Source organism: Enterococcus sp. VV15 (assembly GCF_005236045.1).
Classification (GTDB): Bacteria; Bacillota; Bacilli; order Lactobacillales; family Enterococcaceae; genus Enterococcus_B; species Enterococcus_B durans.
Window position 1 is genome coordinate 43,330 of sequence record NZ_QPTY01000010.1, and the last position, 17,340, is coordinate 60,669.

Here is a 17,340-nt window from a genome sequence, read left to right on the forward strand (position 1 = left end):
AGATGAAAGAAAAAACAACACATCCAGAAAAACAGGTTTCTAATGAACAACATGAGAATAGAGAAATGGATCATGACCATATGAACCATGAAGGTATGGATCATGAAGGTATGGATCATGAAGGTATGAAGCATGAACACATGAACCATGAAGGTATGAACCGTGGAAAAATGAACCATAAAAACATGGATCATGACCATATGAACCATGGAATGATGGACCACGATCACATGGATCATGGAAGTATGGGCGGAATGGCTCATTCCATGCACATAGGGAATTTCAAACAAAAATTTTGGTTATCGCTTATTTTAGCTATTCCGATCATTCTCTTTTCACCAATGATGGGAATGGAATTTTCCTTTCAAATTACATTTCCTGGGTCAGAATGGGTAGTTCTAGTTCTTGCAACAATCCTTTTTGTATACGGCGGACAACCATTTTTAAGTGGTGCGAAAATGGAACTTCAACAAAAAAGTCCTGCAATGATGACCTTGATTGCCATGGGGATCACTGTTGCATATGTATATAGTGTCTATTCATTTGTCGCAAATTTGATCAATCCGCAAGCACATGTAATGGACTTCTTCTGGGAATTAGCCACATTGATCGTCATCATGTTGTTGGGACATTGGATCGAAATGAACGCTGTTTCAAATGCTAGTAATGCATTACAGAAATTAGCTGAATTACTTCCCGAATCTGTTAAACGTCTGAAAAAAGACGGTACAGAAGAAACTGTTTCTCTCAAAGAAGTAAAAGAGGGCGATCATCTGATTGTTCGTGCCGGAGATAAGATGCCAACAGATGGTACGATCGTAAAAGGTGAAACGATTGTGGACGAATCTGCGGTTACTGGTGAATCTAGAGGCGTGAAGAAAAACGTAGACGACCAAGTTATTGGTGGATCGATCAATGGTGATGGTACGATTGAAATCACTGTAACAGGAACTGGCGAAAATGGTTATTTAGCGAAAGTCATGGACATGGTACGAAAAGCCCAAGGTGAAAAATCAAAGCTAGAATCATTATCAGATAAAGTAGCCAAATGGCTCTTTTATGTTGCATTAGTCACCGGAATCTTGGCTTTTATTGCTTGGTTATTCTTAGAGAATTTACCAGATGCGCTAGAACGAATGGTTACGGTGTTCATTATTGCTTGTCCACATGCGTTAGGATTAGCGATACCTTTAGTAGTCGCTCGTTCTACCTCGATTGCAGCCAAAAATGGCTTGCTTTTAAAAAATCGCAATGCTTTGGAACAAGCAAATGACTTAGATGTCATCATGTTGGATAAAACAGGGACATTGACTCAAGGTAAATTTACAGTGACAGGTCTCGAAGTGTTAACTGACAATTATACAAAAGAAGAATTGCTGAAATACATTGGTGCTTTAGAATCCGCAGCCAATCATCCGTTAGCAATTGGTATCATGAACTATCTAAAAGAAAAGGATATTGCCCCATATGAAGCGTTGAACCAAAAAAATCTAAGCGGTGTTGGTCTAGAAGCAGATGTTGAAGCCCAAAAAGTGAAGATCGTCAATGAAAAAGAAGTGAAGCGTTTGGGGTTATCAGTTGATGCAAGCCGAGTAAAACCTTACGAAGAACAAGGAAATACAATAAGTTATTTGATTATTGGAGAACAACTTGCGGCAATCATTGCTCTAGGTGATGTAATAAAACCAGAAGCAAAACAATTTATCCAAGCCCTTAAAGAAAAGAACATCACGCCTGTCATGTTGACTGGCGACAATCAAAAAGCCGCACAGGCAGTAGCAGAATATTTGGGTATCGAGAATTATTATGGTGGTTTGTTACCTGATGACAAAGAAGCAATCGTGCAACAATATCTTGATAAAGGCAAAAAAGTGATCATGGTCGGTGATGGGATCAATGATGCTCCTAGCTTGGCACGTGCCACGATCGGAATGGCGATTGGTGCTGGGACGGATATCGCGATTGATTCGGCAGATGTTGTGTTGACAAACAGTGACCCTAAAGATATTTTACATTTCTTGGAATTGGCAAAACAAACAAGAAAAAAAATGATCCAGAATCTTTGGTGGGGTGCCGGTTACAACATTGTTGCTATTCCTTTAGCGGCGGGAATCTTAGCCCCAATCGGAATTATTTTAAGTCCCGCAATGGGAGCAGTATTGATGTCACTAAGTACAGTAGTTGTTGCTTTGAATGCACTAACGCTGAAATAGTAAAAAACTAAAAGAAAACAAAAAAGACAATTCTTAAAATAGCAGAAATCAAATGGACTTTACGCAGAGATGATTTCTTTTAGCTATAATAGGAATTGTCTTTTTTTCATGATTTAGTTATATCTGTTTTCTGATCGCATCCGCAACAGCGTGATACATTGTTTTATCAAATGGGGTAGCATGACTGTCGTAGAGGAACGTTTCATAATGCGTCGTTAATTTGATGAAACGATCATTCAGTGGATAGTTCGCTTCAAAGCGCATACTGTATGTTACGAGATCTTCTTCTGGTGCTCTAGGTAGCAGGCGCTCACATCCCCACAGAAGAAAACGATAGGCTTGCCGTTCATTAACAATAAATGACCGAAGACAGAGAACATAAGTGAACCAATATAATTTTTTGCGATAGAACCCGAGAACGACAAGCACTAAAACAGAAAATAGCGCAAAAAACAGAAATTTATTATTATTTTTTAATGTGTCAGTTGTACCATTCTCAGTAGTGGTTGTTGTTTCTGAAGAGGAACGTTGTGTATCTGCAAGTTCACTGCTTTGTTCTGCTACATCTGAAACACGCGGCGCACTGGTTGTTTCTGGAACTTCCTGTTCAGCAATTGCTGGATTTGAAAAAGCAGGAGTAGGTTCAAAAGGGAGCCAACCAAAGCCAGGGAAATAAACTTCCGGCCAAGAATGAGCATTGCTGTTTAAAATCGTATATATTTTGTTATCATTTTTTGTACCCGTTTGATAGCCCCCTGTAAATCCTTTGGCCCAACGAGCAGGAAGCCCAGCTGCTCTAAGGAGGATCACCATAGAGGTAGAAAAGTTGTCACAATAACCTACTTTCGTATCAAATAAAAAATAGTCTACATAGTCACGATTTTCTGGGGTATGTTGTGCATCGATCTTTGAATATCGATAGTTCCCTAACGATTCTAGGTGATCTTCAATTGCTTTTACTTTTTCAATAGGAGACGCAAGTCCATCTGTGAGTTCATTTGCTAGATTTTTGACTCTTTCAGGGAGTGAAGAGGGCAACTGCAGAAAATTTTCAAGTCGCTTTTTATCATCGGCTGAGATATGAATAGCTTGTAGGTTATCAGGCGAAGTGGAAATTTTATTGACAGCCATGGTAACCGTAGTATCTTTTTTGGCTCCAGTTAAAATGAAACGATTCGATTGCTGCAAAAAATAGACAGGCATCTCGTTTTGATCAGGCAGAGTAGTCAATTGGATATTCCCATAAGGATAAGGAATGTAGGCTTGACTTTTCAAAGATAAATGGGCAGTTTGTGGTGTTGCGTCAGCTTTCTGATATTCTTGAAGTCCATAAGGTATATTTTCCACTGGAGTAAGAGGAGCATTTGGATATTCATTCCATCCTTTACCAGTATAATCAGTCTTGTTTTCCACTTTCCAGTAGTTGCTTTCAGGTTGTGCAACTGTAAAAACGACATCGTTGTTATCATATAGAGGTCCACCAAGTTGTTCATCATTTTCACTGAATCCAGTTTTAGCGGTACCAGTAGCTTTATAGTTGTTGATTTTGTCATAGAGTCCTTCTTGGTTGAGATAATCTCTGATTGGTTCACTTTTTTCTTCTAATGCCTGATTGAATGTCGGCAAATAGGAAGGAAGTGTCGCACTGATAGCTAAAAGGACAAGTAAAGTTGAATTTGTAAGTAATAGAAATTGGCCTTTTTTATTACTAGGAAGGGGAACTAACAGTTGTCTGAAAATCAAATAGATACATAGGACGGCCACGACAAAAATCATTTCTTCAAATAGATCGAAATCCCTAAAAATAGTCAACAGCATAAAGTATACAGTTATAAGTATAAAAGGAATCGGCCATAGGTCATAATCGATCACTAGCAGACAGGTGAGATAGATCAAGCATAATATCAGACAAAAAGCAGTTTTTGCAGGAAAATAGTTCAATTCTCCCTGAAACAATTGCCCGAGCTCTAACGAAATCTGTGCGTAAAACTGTGAGAACCAACGGAAAGAAAATGGTGTTTCAGGAAAATAACGAACAAGTGTACCAATAGCCAAAATAATATAAAAAGGTAGTCGAAGTAGTTTTGAACGTAAACCAGCAGTGACCGCAGTAATCAAGCCAATGATCAAAACAAGGGTCAGATACTCTGGCAACTGATTCGCAGATAGAAAAACAGGTACTGGGACACTAAGTATAAAAAAACAATATATCGCACGAAGCCATAGTATTTTTTTATCAGTCATCTTTCGTACCTCCCTTGACAGCTAGACGAGCTTGTTTATGTTGAATGACTAAGTGATTGCTTTCGAAATAAATAAAAACGACAGTGGTATTTTTAGGGTTTGCCTCACTAAATGCTTGTAGTGCGTCGGAAAGTCTAGGCGTAAAAATGACAAGGTGCGGGCTATGAGCATCTTTTAAATAGGCGGTTGCCTTTTTTTCATCAGTCACAGAAAATGGCTGTAATTTGGCAAATAATTGATTGGTTGGATCATTCTGGCTAAAATGATCCTTTCCTAAAACGATCATTTCCGGGTTTTTATCTTTAACTAATTGGTAAAAAGAATAATAGATATCCAATGTTTCCTCAAAAAATGGGTCATCTACTCCCCAAAAACATAGGCTGATTTCGCTCACTGGTTGTTTTTCTTCTGTTTCACGATAAAGCCATTCTTGACTATGTGCCGATAATTTCCAATTGATCCGATTCACTGGATCACCATAGCGGTAAGGTCGATACTCTTTCAATTCCTCTCCACCTTTTTGGGGGAATTGCCTTTGCTCATGGATCAACTGTTCAAACAGTTGGTTGGCTTCTTCACAAAATCGAGGAAGAATGGTGGTATTGAAAGGAATCTCCAGCTTGATACTTTTACGAAACAACCCTAAAGGATCATAAGCAATCAGTTCGATCGTGACAGTTTGTAAATTGCCTCGGTTTGGCCAGTTGAGGGTCGTTTGCACGCCTTGTTTCTTTTTTGATAGGACAAAAATCGTTTGCTGTTGGGGAGAGAAGTTCTCAGAAAAGCGAATAGTTAAATGAGGTAAGGGAATAGAAAAGACTCCTGCTTTTGAAAAATAAACAGTTGTGATAGTTGCTTTTTCACGGTTGATGAAGGCTGGAACAGAACTAGAGACTGCTATTTTTCGTAAAAGTGAACCTAATGAAAGAAAACTCCATAACAAATAAAGTGTGGTAAAAGTTGCAAGGAACCAACCTAATGAATTGTTGAAAAGAATAGCAAATCCCACAAATAAAAAATAGATACCGAGCAACAAGGAGTTAGTCAGGTAATTGAATAGTTTTGTCATTTGCTCACCTCACTGGTATGGGAACATGAGAAACGATATCGTTGAGAAGCTCTGTGATCTGTGTTTTGTCCAATGAAGCATCTTGAAACATCAGACGGTGAGCAAATACAAAAGGAACCAATACTTGGAAGTCTTTTGGCGTAACATACATGCGACCCTGAACAAGAGCATAGGCTTTCGCTGCATGAATAAATGCTCGACTTCCTCTTGGACTAATGCCTAATTTGATTTCAGGATGTTCTCTGGTTGCTGTCACGAGTTGTAAGGCAAAAGAAGCAACAGCAGGGTCTACGAAGACTTGATTCACTTCTTCTTTTAAGGAGGTCAATTCTTCACTACTTAAAACAACAGATAAGGATTGCCGATTCTGCTCATATTCATTCATCAATAGATAGAGCTCTTCTTCAAATGAAGGATACCCGATTTCTAATCGAAATAAAAAGCGATCTAATTGGGCTTCAGGTAAAGGATATGTTCCTTCATATTCGATGGGGTTCTGGGTAGCCAAAACAAAGAAATGCGGATCTAAAGGATACGTATGATTGTCGATCGTTGCGTGTCTTTCCGCCATCACTTCTAAAAGTGCGGCTTGAGTTCTTGGGGTGGTTCGATTGATCTCATCAGCTAAGAGAATTGTCGTAAAAACTGGTCCCGGTCGAAATTCAAAGGAGTGGTTTTGAGAATTATAGACTGAAAATCCCAAAACATCGCTGGGAAGGAGATCCGGTGTAAACTGGATACGACTAAAGTTACCTTTGATTGCTTGAGATAAAGCTTTGACAAGTAAAGTTTTACCGACACCTGGTATATCTTCGAATAGGACGTGGCCATTGGCTAATAAAGCGACAACCATTAACTGAATCGTCGAACGTTTACCAACAATTGCTTTTTCTAATTCAAGAATCAGTCGATCCACTTTTTCTTTGGATGACTGGATTTGGTTATTCATTCTCTCATCACCTTCTCATGAAATTTACTGTTCTACTTCTATATTTTAATTGAAGGGTATTGTTCAGACAAGTAATGTCTCTTACAACGCGAACGAATGAAGTATAATAAAATTAAAAATAAATTAATGGTTTATAAAAATATTTTTTTGTTTTTTTTCGTACTTTATATATAGAAACTAGCTATTTGCAATTTTTCTTTTTTATGAATCAGAGTAAATGGATTAAGTGAGGTAGCTTCAATGAAATGGCAAAAACTATTAACAAAAAATGTACAAAATTTATTTTTATTGATCCATCAGATGAAGGATCTAACTTGGAAAAAAGCAGATATAGCGGAAAAGTTAATGGTAGACGTGAAAACGATCGATCGCTATTTAAAAAGATTAGAGGAAAAGGATATCCCAATCCAATTGATCCAGCAGAAAAAAAGTGTTTGCTTGGTCTATAACAAAGGATACAGCGAACCTTATTTATTATTTGATTTTTTGATCCAGTCTTCTTCCTTTTGTTTATTAAAAGATTTGATCCTCCAAAAAAAATATCAGCAAGTCTATGATCGTTCTTCACAGGAACGCTTACGGAAGTGGTTAGGGGAATATCATCTTTCCTTTTCATATAAAAAGGGACAAATCTATGGTGCTGAACGAAAGATCCGTTATCTGATCTTTTGTTTCTTAAGAGATTTTCCACATTTCTATGTTGAAGATACAGAACGATCTTTTTCAGAAGTGTTTATTCAGCTATTGGAGCAAAGAAAAGAAGTCTCAGAGGTGGAACTGTTAAATGAAAATCAGACGGCGTTCTTCGAGATGTTTCCTGAACTGCTATTTTTGAGAGAACAACACTTATCAGAAAAAGAAAAAATATATCGATGTATTTTGCGCTTGAGCTGCAATATCATCATCGAGAAACGTTGGGAAAAAATCGAAGAAACACCGGATTACCGTAAATTGATGATCGTCACTGAAAAGCTAGATTCTTTATTTTGGCTGACCAGCGAATATGAAAGTACGAATAAAAAAAGCATCACACGGGTGATTTATCAAGAATGGTTGCGCTATACGATCGGTATCCATGAACATACAGTCAAGGAAGAATTGCAAACATATCATGAATTTCTGAAAAATATACCTAATTGCCAAGAGAAACTAAGCCAATTTCGAACAGCTTTACAACAAGCACTCGATTATCCAGCAAGTGAGTGGGACTTGTGTTTACTAAAAGTATTACAAGAGCGTGGTTATTTGGAACTTTATCCGCCGGAAGTGAAGATCGTCTTTTTTTTTCGTTACGACCATGAGGAAGCGAGAAGACTGGCAGCTGTTTTAGACAAAACACTTAGACACCGAAAACGAACAGCGATTCACGTATGTACGCGAGCAACACCGCCCAATTATGCACAATTGATCATTACGGATCATTTTTTCCCGCTGGTCAATAATAAGGACCAAAAAACCTATTTCTACCAATCTTCCTTTGGCATCGACCGGCTACTTTCAGATATCGATTACTGGATCGATACAAAAAATTGAAGGATATTTTCTTCGGATGTTTTGGATATGCTATAATGAAACAGAGTAGTAAAGGAGGATGTCCATTGGATTTAAAGAAATTAGAGGTGCCCACATCTTCGATCACAGAGGTAAAAAGATCACCGATGGATGTGTTTGACCAGGCAAGAAAATCCGAAACTGGGGTATATATATTCAACCGAGAAAAAGTTGCAGGTGTCATGCTGACTCAGGAACAGTACGAAACCTTGTTACAGGAACTAGCAGACTTGCGAGAATCGGTGAAAGAGGAAGTGCGGATCAATGAAGAAAGTAAACAAGTACTGGATAACTTTACCGATCAGTCCACGTCAGTTGTTTCAACAACAGAAGGGTTAGAGGAATTAGTTCAAAAGTTAAAACATTCTTTGATCACTGGAGTAACGGTCTCCGCTAAAAATTTGGATGAACGAATGGTGGCATTAGGATTCATTACAAAGAAAACAGGTTTTGGCGGCGTAGTAGACATGTTAAATGAGTTGAATGCGACTGGGAAAATAAATTACCAGTTACGGAAGAAATCAAATAACCGCACAGTGATTGCTGAGATCATTGGTGAACAAGATAGTCAGTCACAATTATTCGACAAGATCGTGATCAAGAAAGTGTATCTGCATGAGATATAGGTAGGATTCAGTCTATCATAGAACATACTTTAAAAGGGTCAGAAGGAGCCTCGGTATACAAATGAATCAAACTAAAAAAAGGAGCAGACGATTGATCACGAAAGTCTACTCCTTTTCTATGTTCTATTTAAATATGTTTATATTCTGCTTTTTTTGGGTAAAAATCCGTGCCCAAAAAATACCTATCACTTGTGGGATCAAATAAATGACTGCTAGTAGCAGGATAAGTTTGGTCGGGCTAAATGGCTGATAAAAAAAGTGCCAATCTGTATAATAGAGACATGCTAAATAGGAAGTCACAGTCGTAGCGATGTTCCCTGGAATCAAAAGAAAGAGCTGGTCTTTTTTCTGCATGAGAAAACCAGTATAAAATGCCAGAAAAATTAGAAAAATCAATCCAAATATAGAATGATAGCGGTAATCTAGCAACAATGCAAAATAAATATACGGAACTAAAAACAGGAGTAAAATACATTTTTTTAGATATTTTACCATGATGTTTGTCCTCCAAACCTGTGTATTCGATTCTCCCCCACAACTTTATTTTAAGATCAAAATAAAATTAAGCAATTCCTTTTTCATATTTTGATGGTTAAATGAACAAACTCTCATTGCGTTATCTCTAAAAAAAAAGATTTTCCCCCTAATTTTTTTAGAGAAAACGCTTATAGTATGATGAAAGAAAATCGTGCAAGGGAGGAAACGAATGAGAAAGATAATAAAAGTTGAACGTTTGTATTTGTTTTTTTGGTTTTTCCCAATTTTCTTGGCACCATTTACATGGGTAAATGCGGTAGTACAAGGGGCAGAGATTTTAGGATTGATCCAAGGTAGCGGATTTGTTGTATCAAAGAATTTTCCACTTTTAACGATGTTTTATTTTTTTATCAGTGTGAGTTTGCTGCTTTCAAATAAATTCATTAAAGCTTATAACTGGCATATGCTCCATTTTTCTTGCATGTTGGTTTTTGCCTCGTTTTTCTCGATGTTGCCGCGGATCATCGTTGGTCCTAATGGGTTAAGTGAAAGCGGGTTAAAAGATTCTGCTTATTCAGCAATGTATTTTTTAACAATAAAGCCAAGTTTCTATCTAGCAATTCTCTCATTCTTTTTAGCAGCATTTTTTTATTTTTACACGGAAGTTCGAACAACAAATATGATTTCAGAGCGCAGATGATACTTATTGGTACGCCCTTATAAATAAGCTCAGGAACAAACATTGTCGATGAGGACTCTGTTTGTTTTTTTCGTTTTACCGGAAATTTACATAAATTAACTGGATATTTACACCATCCACACATAGGATTTACAGTGCATTGGTACACTTTACTTGTAAATAAGAAAGGGGTATATCAATGAAAAAAGTATTATTCTCTTTAGGTGTTCTAGGATTTCTTTTAGCTGGGTGTGGTTCAGGTTCTGGTAATACAGATAGTTCCGCAGCACAGAATAGTTCGGGTAATTCAAATGAACAAGTAAAAATTGTTGCGGTGGGCTCAACCGCTTTACAACCTTTAGTTGATGCGGCACAAGAAAGTTTCGTGCAAGAAAATCCTAATTATCAGATTTCTGTCCAAGGTGGTGGGAGCGGAACAGGCTTGAGCCAAGTTGAAGCCGGAGCGGTCACGATCGGTAACTCCGATGTTTTCGCTGAAGAAAAAGACGGTGTCGATGCTAACAAACTAGTGGACCATAAAGTTGCTGTTGTTGGAATGGCACCGATTGTCAACAAAGATACTGGTGTAAAAAATATCGCCAAACAAGAATTGATCGACATCTTTACAGGTAAAATCACCAATTGGAAAGATCTAGGCGGAAAAGATGAAAAAATCAGTGTAATCAACCGAGCAAATGGTAGTGGTACCAGAGCAACATTTGAAAAATGGGGCTTAGATGGTGCTACTCCTATCCAATCACAGGAGCAAGATTCTTCTGGCACAGTTCGCCAGATTGTGGCCCAAACGCCAGGCTCAATCAGCTATTTAGCATTTTCTTACTTGGATGACACGACACAAGCGTTAAGCATTGATGGTGTAGAACCTAAGGAAGAAAACGTTGCAGATAACAGTTGGAAAATCTGGTCGTATGAACATATGTATACAAATGGTAAACCTTCCCCAGAAGTGAAGAAATTTTTAGACTACATGATGAAAGAGGATGTCCAACAAGGCGCAGTCAAAGAACTAGGTTATCTGCCGATCACTTCAATGAAAGTCGAACGTGATGCGAAAGGAAATTTAAAATAAGTTACCTCAAGGCTGGAACAGAAGTATCTCACTCATAAAGAGTGGCTTCTGTTCCAGCTTTTTTACTACGTAGAATATAAGTGACAGTGTGCATTGAATAGGTATGCTTTTTTTGCTTGAGCAACTAGCATATGACAGGAATGAAAGACATTTACCAGCCGTTTCATAGGCTTTTTTTCGATGATTGTATTATTGTATTCATAAGAATAACAATCGAGGTAAAAAATCATGGAAAAATTCAGAAAAAGAAGCAAGAATGAATTCGATCAAAAAGAGAAAAAAACTGTTACTCGTTACGCCCCCGATTATCATGAGGGGCTTTCAGAAAAAATAGTCGCAGAGAGAATACAAGATCATGCGACAAATCAGACGATAGATACCTCATTCAAAAGTAACAAGGAAATTGTTTTTCAAAATACATTCACATATTTCAATTTGATTTTTATGGTTTTAGCCATTTTATTATGTTTAGTCGGTTCTTATAAAAATCTCACTTTTTTACCGGTGATCTTAGCGAATACTGGAATCGCCATCTACCAAGAAATCCGTTCAAAAAAAATCTTGGACAATTTGACCGTATTGTCTGCTGCCAAAGTAACGGTCATTAGAGAGGGAAAAGAAAAGAAGATCGATATTGAATCGTTAGTATTAGATGATGTAGTACTTCTTGAAACGGGGCAACAAATACCAGCAGATGCCACCGTGTTAGAAGGAAAACTGCAAGTCAATGAAGGTTTATTAACAGGTGAAGCAGATGAGATCACTAAAGAGATTGGCGATTCTTTGATGTCAGGAAGTTTTATTATTTCTGGCAAGGCCTATGCTCAATTGGAAAGAGTTGGATATGATTCTTACATCTCGCAACTGACAGTAAAAGCAAAGAAAATGGGTGAAGGGGAACAATCTGAAATGATCGCTTCCTTGAATAAACTCATCAAATGGATTGGGATCATCATCATTCCTTTAGGTCTTACCCTCTTTGGACAAAGCTATTTTGTAAACGAGGATACGATCAAAGAAAGTATCGTAGCAATGGAAGCAGCGTTGATCGGTATGATCCCTGAAGGCTTGTATTTGTTGACAACGATCGCTTTAGCAATGAGTGCCAGCAGATTAGCGAAGGAACGAGTCCTTTTGCATAATATGAAAAGTATCGAAACATTAGCTAGAGTAAACGTCCTATGTGTCGATAAAACAGGTACGATCACAGAAAATCGGATGACTGTTCAAAGATTGCTTGTTGCAAAAAATGAGACTGCGCAAAAAAACAGCGAGAGAATCAAAGGGCTGATTTCTGATTACGCAAAAGCGATGGCCAGCGACAATGTGACGATGGAAGCCATCCAAGATTATTTTACGGACTACACAGACCAAGAGGTACGAATAGTTCAGCCATTCTCTTCCGTGCAGAAATTCAGTAGTGTGTCTTTTTCTGAGGAAACCTATGTATTAGGGGCTCCAGAAATGGTTTTACGGGATCAGTTTTCAAAATATCAAGAGGAATTCTGTCACTATACTGAACAGGGCTATCGCGTATTGGTTTTTGGAGCCTATCCACAAGAACTCACGGAAATGGTCTTAGAAGCAGAGGTAACACCATTAGGCTATATTCTGATCACTAATCCCATACGAAAAGAAGCACCAGAAACATTCGCTTATTTTAAAGAACAAGGTGTAGCGATCAAAGTGATCTCAGGGGATAATCCACAAACTGTTTCTAGCGTAGCCAAACAAGCAGGAATCGCAAATGCTGAAAAATATACCGATGTTTCTCAGTTAACAGAGGAAGAATATGGTAAAGCTGTTGAGGAATATACCGTTTTTGGGCGTGTGAAACCAGAACAAAAAATGAAATTTGTGCAACTGTTAAAGGAAAAAAATACTGTAGCAATGACAGGTGATGGCGTAAATGACATTTTGGCGATGAAAGAAGCAGATTGTAGTATTGCTATGGCTTCAGGAAACGAGGCAACGATCCAAGCAGCACAAGTTGCGTTACTCGATTCTGATTTCTCAAAAATGCCTGAGATCGTAGCAGAAGGACGTCGTGTGGTAAATAACATTGAGCGTTCTGCTAGTTTATTTTTAGTCAAAAATATATTTTCTTTTTTGCTTTCTGTATTTTCTATTTTATTTGCACTGACGTATCCACTTGAACCTTCTCAAATTACGTTGATTAGTTTATTCACGATTGGTGTGCCATCCTTTTTACTTGCACTTGAAGAAAACAAGAACCGTATTGAAGGGAAATTCATGTTCAATGTGATGGAAAAAGCAATCCCTGGTGGCTTGACTGATATGATGGTCGTGGGTGCCTTAGTCGTGAGCGGTGTGAGCTTGCAGCTCAATAAAACAGACGTCTCCACAGCGTCTACGATGTTGCTAACGGCCGTTGGGTTTTTAGTTCTATATAAAATTTGTCAGCCACTGAATCGGTTTAGAGGGAGAATTATTTTATTTTGTGCAGGAGGAATCGTCTTTTCAGTTATTTTTCTCCATAAACTATTTTCTATATCGGCAATCTCCGCAGTCTCAATTTTGTTACTGATCATTTTGTTTTTTGCAGCAGAATCTATTTTTAGACAACTGTCGCAACTGATCGAAAAATACAGTTGGTTGAAAAATGACCAAAGAAAACGAACGCTTATAGAGTGGTTGAAGGACTTCTTTCGGTTCAAATTTGATGAACCGAAAGAATAAACGCGAGTGACACAAAGGGAAGAAGAGAATGTGGGACAAATCTAAAAATCAGTTTTGCTATAGACTTTCGAATAAACGGCGTCCAAAAGTCAGGTTTTTCGGAAATTTCAAAAAAAGAATAAACGATGGGAGCAGAAGCAACTCTTTCGAAAAACAAGTCGACACTTACAAAAATTTAAAAAGTAATTTCTGTGAACCTCTTCTTATTTCTCGGAGAGAGATACTTCTGTTCCGGTCTCAATTCAACTTGGAAAGTTTGACTGTAAAGCGGGGATCGTGACCGTAAAAGTAGAGCCAGTCCCTGGATGACTGTCGACTAGGATTTCCCCACCTAATAGATTGACATAATCTTTTACGATCGCTAAGCCTAGACCAGTTCCACCTGAGTGTCGGCTTCTGGCTTTATCCACTCGATAAAAACGTTCAAAAATCCGTTCTTGATCTTCCTTATCAATACCAATGCCAAAATCTTGGACTGAAAAGGTTAATTTGTTCGTGACTTGATAGCGAATGATGATCGTGCTTGATTCTTTTGAATACTGGATGGCATTTTCGACTAGATTTTTAATGATCGGATATAATAGATCTGTCTGCGTAGTGAATGATACATCTTCTCCAAACAGTTGGATGGTCAACTGTTTTTTCTCGATCGTTGGCTGATAACTTTGAATGATCTGGTGGAAATAAGGATCCAGATAAATCGTCTGTGTCTCGTAAGGTGTTTCTTCATCTTTTGACAGTTGGATGATTTCTCGAATCAACTTATCTAATCGGATGGCATCCTTTTGCATGATTAAAAGAAAGTCCGTCAACGTTTTCGGATCGTCTTTTGCCCCATCTAGCAAAGTCTCAGTAAAACCAATCAAAGAAGTGACTGGAGTCTTTAATTCGTGAGAGACATTTCCAACAAAGTCTTTTTGAAGTTTTTCCAAACGTCTGATTTTAGTTAGATCATACGCGACTCCCAATATTTGTCCAGTTTCTTCTGAACTATTAAAATAGCGAAGGCTGATGTCCAATGTTTGTTGTCCCTCAGAAATCGTGATTTCTTTGTGTACAAGCGGTTCAGTCGGGGTAACTTGATGAATCAGCTGGATCAATTTTGGTTCTTGGATGATCTCTGTGTAGCGTTCATTTGGGCGAAAGTGACTTACACCTAAATGGCTTTGCATTTTTGGATTAAGCAAACGTAATCGTGATTCTGAATCAATGAGGAAGACACCGATCATCAATTCGTTCAGAAGTGAATATAATTGTTCTTCAGTGGTGGTATACGCACGATACATTTTACTCATTTGTTCACTTAACTCGTTGATCGTTTGATACAATTCTTCCCACTGATCGGACGTTTGCATAATGATTTCCGTCTTATCGGGATTATTGACCATCTTTTTCAAGACTGGTAAAACTGTCTTGAGTGGTTGATTTCGCTGGTAAGACAAGTAATAGATCATACTGGTCAAAACAATGAAAAAAATCAAGAAAAAGAAGAAGACCCACCGACGAAAGTTTTCTGTTCGAGGTAAGAAACCACTCGTTGGTTCTGCAATTCGAATAATTGCTTCAAGTTTCCCGTTTACTTTGATTGGTAATGCTACATAGAGCAGTTCTTCATTCAATGTCGTACTCATTCTCAATGAGGTGCCGAGTGTCCCACCGTTCAATACTGCTTTGATCTCAGGACGATCATCCCTCGATTGATCCAACGATTGATCCGTTGTATCAAATAAGACTTTTCCATTAGAATCCAGCAACGTGATCCGCTCATTCGATTGATGGACAAATTCTGTTAAAACATTTTTATTCTGTTGAGAAGTCAAATCTTCTACATCCAGTTGCTGGGTCAACAGCTGTGCTTTTTTTATCAGGTAACTTTCTTGCTGTTCGATGATCTGTTGTTGAAAGTAATGTGAGATCATCTGCCAACCACCAAAAAAGAGCCCAATCAAAAGGATAAGAAAGAATACGCGTTCGGATAATTTTTTCCAGCTCATATCTTTGGTTCCTGAAATTTATAGCCAAAGCCACGAACAGTGATCAAATATTTGGGATGTTTTGGATCTCTTTCAATTTTTTCTCGTAAATGGCTGACATGAACATCTACGATCCGGCTTTGACCAGCAAAATCGAAATTCCAAATGCGATCAAGTAATGTATCACGATCGATCACACGATCTTTTCGCTTCATAAAATAAACAAGTAATTCAAATTCTTTCGGCGTCAATTCGATTGGACGATCATCAACCGTCACCTGATAGTTCGTTAGATCAGCTGTGATCTGTCCACTCGACAAGTACTCAGGTTCTGCTTCTACTGTTTGGTTGTTCCGAGGTTCGACCCGTCGGAAAATAGCTTTCATCCGCGCAAGTACTTCTCTAGGACTGAATGGTTTCGTCAAGTAATCATCGGCGCCGATTTCTAGTCCAATGATTCGATCCACTTGGTCATCTTTCGCTGTGAGTATCAAAATCGGTGTGTCGATTTTTTCTTGTCTTAGTTTTTGAGTAATTGCTATCCCGTCAATGGAAGGGAGCATAACGTCCAGAATAATAAAATCAAATGATTGCTCAAGAGCAAGTTCAAGACCGATTTGTCCGTCATCTGCACTAATAACTTTGTAGCCTTCTTTTTCCAAGTTGAAGGTTAGTAATGTGACGATCGAAGGCTCATCATCTACGACTAATACTTTTTTCATAAATTCTCCTTTTGCGAACAGTCTGTTTGGTTTATCTAAACAAGCAAAGCTTGTTGAATGTTTGCCGCTTCAAGTTGCTTACTTTTTTGAATGGTCGGAACAACGATCCAAGAAAAGCTTCAGCTATTCGGCTGTTCTTATTTTAGCATATAATCAATAGTAAGTACTATTTTACTCACTGAATAAATGGTATAATGGAAAGGCACTTGTTGGATAAGGAGGAAAGTAACGATGATCGGTATCAGTGCTTGTTTAGGTGGTCTCATCTGCCGCTATGATGGTCAGCTAAAAGCTGTTCCTGCATTAAAAAAACTGGTAGATGAAGGAAAAGCGATCATGGTTTGTCCAGAAGTGATTGGTGGATTGCCTACACCGAGACCTCCTGCAGAAATTGTCGGTGGCGATGGCGCAGCTGTTTGGCACGGTCACGCTAAGGTTGTGACGGTGACAGGTGAAGATGTGACAAAGGCCTATCAAGAAGGTGCAGTTAAAGCCTATCAAAAATTACGTGAACATAAAATAGATACCGTCATAATGAAAGCGAAAAGTCCTTCATGCGGGGTCCATCTTATTTATGATGGTTGTTTTACTGGAACTCTTGAAGAAGGCATGGGGGTAGCGACTGCCTATTTTATCCAACAACAAATGACCGTACTCTCAGATGAAGAATGGTTGGAAATGCGAGGTGAATCGAATGGAAATCGAGAAAACGAACCGAATGAATGCACTTTTTGAATTTTATTCCACCCTTCTAACCGAAAAGCAAATGAACTATATGGAATTATATTATGCAGATGATTTTTCATTAGGAGAAATAGCGGAAGAGTATGAAGTGAGTCGCCAAGCCGTTTATGATAATATCAAACGGACAAGTAAAATTTTAGAAGATTATGAAAAAAAGTTGCATCTTTTTTCTGATTATATCGTTCGTGAACAAATTTTAGAAAAAATGACTACTTATGTGAAGGAAACTTATCCAAAAGATGAGACCCTTCTTGATTTGATCAAACAGATCCAAGAAATCGAAGAATAAAGGAATGAAGAAAA

At 38.1% G+C, this 17,340-nt stretch carries 14 protein-coding genes; 8 read left to right on the top strand and 6 right to left on the bottom strand.

The genetic code is table 11. The features are described 5' to 3' along the window. The first annotated feature begins 2 nt into the window (after nt 1–2). Entirely contained in the window at nt 3–2,213 is a 2,211-nt protein-coding gene (gene copB / locus DVW83_RS05515; protein WP_137239108.1) for a copper/silver-translocating P-type ATPase CopB, read from the top strand. A 117-nt stretch (nt 2,214–2,330) separates the two neighbouring features. Here copB and DVW83_RS05520 read toward each other — a convergent pair whose 3' ends face one another. The 3 genes from DVW83_RS05520 to DVW83_RS05530 are packed head-to-tail and all read right to left on the bottom strand — an operon-like array spanning nt 2,331 to nt 6,475. Beyond that, complete coding sequence (locus tag DVW83_RS05520) at nt 2,331–4,457, bottom strand: transglutaminase-like domain-containing protein (RefSeq protein ID WP_137239110.1); 2,127 nt, start codon at nt 4,455–4,457, stop codon at nt 2,331–2,333. After that, nucleotides 4,450–5,526, bottom strand: a complete 1,077-nt coding sequence (locus DVW83_RS05525; RefSeq protein ID WP_104660180.1) for a DUF58 domain-containing protein — start codon at nt 5,524–5,526, stop codon at nt 4,450–4,452. Before DVW83_RS05525 ends, DVW83_RS05520 begins: the two co-directional genes overlap by 8 nt. A 4-nt stretch (nt 5,527–5,530) precedes the next feature. Next, nucleotides 5,531–6,475, bottom strand: coding sequence for an AAA family ATPase (locus DVW83_RS05530; RefSeq protein ID WP_104660181.1), 945 nt, complete (start codon nt 6,473–6,475; stop codon nt 5,531–5,533). Between the two features lie 240 nt (nt 6,476–6,715). Between DVW83_RS05530 and DVW83_RS05535 the strand changes: the two genes are divergently transcribed. Together DVW83_RS05535 and DVW83_RS05540 are read left to right on the top strand one after the other, a co-directional pair. Next, on the top strand, nt 6,716–8,008 hold the full coding sequence (locus DVW83_RS05535) for a helix-turn-helix domain-containing protein (RefSeq protein WP_104660182.1): 1,293 nt from the start codon (nt 6,716–6,718) through the stop codon (nt 8,006–8,008). Nucleotides 8,009–8,073: 65 nt separating this feature from the next. Beyond that, a complete protein-coding gene (locus DVW83_RS05540; protein ID WP_104660183.1) occupies nt 8,074–8,652 on the top strand; it encodes a type II toxin-antitoxin system Phd/YefM family antitoxin in 579 nt (192 codons plus the stop codon). 123 nt (nt 8,653–8,775) lie between these two features. Here the strand turns inward: DVW83_RS05540 and DVW83_RS05545 are convergent, their stop codons facing one another. Continuing rightward, nucleotides 8,776–9,147 carry a hypothetical protein gene (locus tag DVW83_RS05545; RefSeq protein WP_104660184.1) on the bottom strand — a complete coding sequence of 124 codons (372 nt, stop codon included), beginning with the start codon at nt 9,145–9,147 and terminating at the stop codon, nt 8,776–8,778. Between the two features lie 211 nt (nt 9,148–9,358). On the opposite strand from DVW83_RS05545, the gene DVW83_RS05550 reads away from it, so the two are divergent. From DVW83_RS05550 to DVW83_RS05560, 3 genes are all read left to right on the top strand, one after another. Further along, complete coding sequence (locus DVW83_RS05550) at nt 9,359–9,829, top strand: hypothetical protein (RefSeq protein ID WP_104660185.1); 471 nt, start codon at nt 9,359–9,361, stop codon at nt 9,827–9,829. Between the two features lie 178 nt (nt 9,830–10,007). Next, entirely contained in the window at nt 10,008–10,898 is an 891-nt protein-coding gene (locus DVW83_RS05555) for a phosphate ABC transporter substrate-binding protein PstS family protein (protein WP_104660186.1), read from the top strand. A 228-nt stretch (nt 10,899–11,126) separates the two neighbouring features. Continuing rightward, nucleotides 11,127–13,598 (top strand): cation-translocating P-type ATPase, encoded by a 2,472-nt coding sequence (locus DVW83_RS05560; RefSeq protein ID WP_137239112.1) that lies wholly within the window; start codon nt 11,127–11,129, stop codon nt 13,596–13,598. A 242-nt stretch (nt 13,599–13,840) separates the two neighbouring features. Here DVW83_RS05560 and DVW83_RS05570 read toward each other — a convergent pair whose 3' ends face one another. After that, complete coding sequence (locus tag DVW83_RS05570) at nt 13,841–15,592, bottom strand: sensor histidine kinase (protein ID WP_104661230.1); 1,752 nt, start codon at nt 15,590–15,592, stop codon at nt 13,841–13,843. Continuing rightward, nucleotides 15,589–16,293: a response regulator transcription factor gene (locus tag DVW83_RS05575; protein WP_104661229.1), complete on the bottom strand. Its 705-nt coding sequence runs from the start codon at nt 16,291–16,293 to the stop codon at nt 15,589–15,591. The genes DVW83_RS05570 and DVW83_RS05575 overlap by 4 nt, the downstream gene beginning before the upstream one ends. Nucleotides 16,294–16,524: 231 nt before the next feature. Here DVW83_RS05575 and DVW83_RS05580 point away from each other — a divergent pair, with 231 nt between their 5' ends. Both DVW83_RS05580 and DVW83_RS05585 read left to right on the top strand, forming a co-directional pair. After that, nucleotides 16,525–17,028, top strand: a complete 504-nt coding sequence (locus DVW83_RS05580) for a DUF523 domain-containing protein (protein ID WP_104661228.1) — start codon at nt 16,525–16,527, stop codon at nt 17,026–17,028. Beyond that, on the top strand, nt 16,988–17,326 hold the full coding sequence (locus tag DVW83_RS05585) for a putative DNA-binding protein (protein ID WP_104661227.1): 339 nt from the start codon (nt 16,988–16,990) through the stop codon (nt 17,324–17,326). The genes DVW83_RS05580 and DVW83_RS05585 overlap by 41 nt, the downstream gene beginning before the upstream one ends. The last annotated feature ends 14 nt before the right edge of the window (nt 17,327–17,340 follow it).

Coding starts and splice junctions, on each gene's coding strand:
- DVW83_RS05555 (WP_104660186.1), top strand. CDS start 10,008: ATGAAAAAAGTATTATTCTCTTTAGGTGTTCTAGGATTTCTTTTAGCT.
- DVW83_RS05545 (WP_104660184.1), bottom strand. CDS start 9,147: ATGGTAAAATATCTAAAAAAATGTATTTTACTCCTGTTTTTAGTTCCG.
- DVW83_RS05570 (WP_104661230.1), bottom strand. CDS start 15,592: ATGAGCTGGAAAAAATTATCCGAACGCGTATTCTTTCTTATCCTTTTG.
- DVW83_RS05560 (WP_137239112.1), top strand. CDS start 11,127: ATGGAAAAATTCAGAAAAAGAAGCAAGAATGAATTCGATCAAAAAGAG.
- DVW83_RS05535 (WP_104660182.1), top strand. CDS start 6,716: ATGAAATGGCAAAAACTATTAACAAAAAATGTACAAAATTTATTTTTA.
- DVW83_RS05525 (WP_104660180.1), bottom strand. CDS start 5,526: ATGACAAAACTATTCAATTACCTGACTAACTCCTTGTTGCTCGGTATC.
- DVW83_RS05575 (WP_104661229.1), bottom strand. CDS start 16,293: ATGAAAAAAGTATTAGTCGTAGATGATGAGCCTTCGATCGTCACATTA.
- DVW83_RS05550 (WP_104660185.1), top strand. CDS start 9,359: ATGAGAAAGATAATAAAAGTTGAACGTTTGTATTTGTTTTTTTGGTTT.
- DVW83_RS05580 (WP_104661228.1), top strand. CDS start 16,525: ATGATCGGTATCAGTGCTTGTTTAGGTGGTCTCATCTGCCGCTATGAT.
- DVW83_RS05530 (WP_104660181.1), bottom strand. CDS start 6,475: ATGAATAACCAAATCCAGTCATCCAAAGAAAAAGTGGATCGACTGATT.
- DVW83_RS05585 (WP_104661227.1), top strand. CDS start 16,988: ATGGAAATCGAGAAAACGAACCGAATGAATGCACTTTTTGAATTTTAT.
- copB (WP_137239108.1), top strand. CDS start 3: ATGAAAGAAAAAACAACACATCCAGAAAAACAGGTTTCTAATGAACAA.
- DVW83_RS05520 (WP_137239110.1), bottom strand. CDS start 4,457: ATGACTGATAAAAAAATACTATGGCTTCGTGCGATATATTGTTTTTTT.